Origin of the sequence: Turicibacter sp. GALT-G1 (genome assembly GCF_025594995.1) — a bacterium.
GTDB lineage: Bacteria > Bacillota_I > Bacilli_A > MOL361 > Turicibacteraceae > Turicibacter > Turicibacter bilis.
The window spans coordinates 1-1,018 of sequence record NZ_JAMQUS010000005.1; the positions used below are offsets into that span (position 1 = coordinate 1).

A 1,018-nucleotide genomic window follows, 5' to 3' on the forward strand; every position below is an offset into this window, starting at 1 on the left:
TTACCTATTTGTAAGATTTACGTTATAATATCCTTACTATTCCAACTTTAGAAGAAGGTGTCATCTCATGTCAGAATCTGAAATCATCAAAGTTTATCAGGAGGGGATTCAATCCGTTATTAGTTTAGTTCAAGGACTTTCCACTCAAATCTCTGAGTTATCTCAGACTGTTTCAGATTTAGATGCTCGCCTTAAGAAACTTGAAAAACAATCAAATCAAACCAGTCAAAATAGTAGCTTACCTCCGTCAACCGATGGTTTTAAAAAGACAAAAAGTTTGCGTCAACCTTCAAATAAAAAAACGGGTGGTCAAGTCGGGCATCAAGGTTCAACCTTAAAAATGGTAAAAGATCCGGATCTTGTCGTCACACATCATCCGAAAACTTGCCAAGGGTGTGGGTGTTGTTTAGAAAACGTTGAACCTCAAAAAACGATTCGACGTCAAGTTTTTGATTTACCGAGCTTAAGGCTTCAAGTGACTGAGCATCAATCCCAAATTAAAGTATGTCCTAACTGTCACTTTAAAAATGAAGGACTATTTCCGAAACATGTCACACAACCGACACAATATGGGCCACATTTAACAAGTGTATTAACTTATTTCAGTCACTATCAATTGATTCCTTTCAACCGTCTGAAACAATTGACTCAAGATATTTTCAAAGCGACCATCAGCCAAGGAACACTGGTGAATATGACGAAACGATGTGATGAGTTATTAGAAACGACTGAAGCTTCAATCAAAGAAAATCTTTTGGCATCAAATCATCTTCATGTAGATGAAACAGGCTGTTATGTCAATGGAAAGAGACACTGGCTTCACGTGACTTCAAATCAAAAATTCACGCATTACTTTGTTCATGAAAAGCGTGGCTCTCAAGCAATTGAAGCCAATGGCATTCTTCCCTCTTTCAAAGGAACCGTCATCCATGACCATTGGACCCCGTATTTTAAATATGATGATTGTACGCATGCTTTATGTAACGTTCATCATTTAAGAGAGTTTAAAGGAATCATC

At 37.2% G+C, this 1,018-nt stretch carries 1 protein-coding gene; it reads left to right on the forward strand.

The features are described 5' to 3' along the window. Positions 1-67: 67 nt before the first annotated feature. Positions 68-1,018 (forward strand): IS66 family transposase (gene tnpC / locus NEH74_RS00895; protein WP_262940943.1); only part of this gene is annotated, 951 nt, incomplete at its 3' end.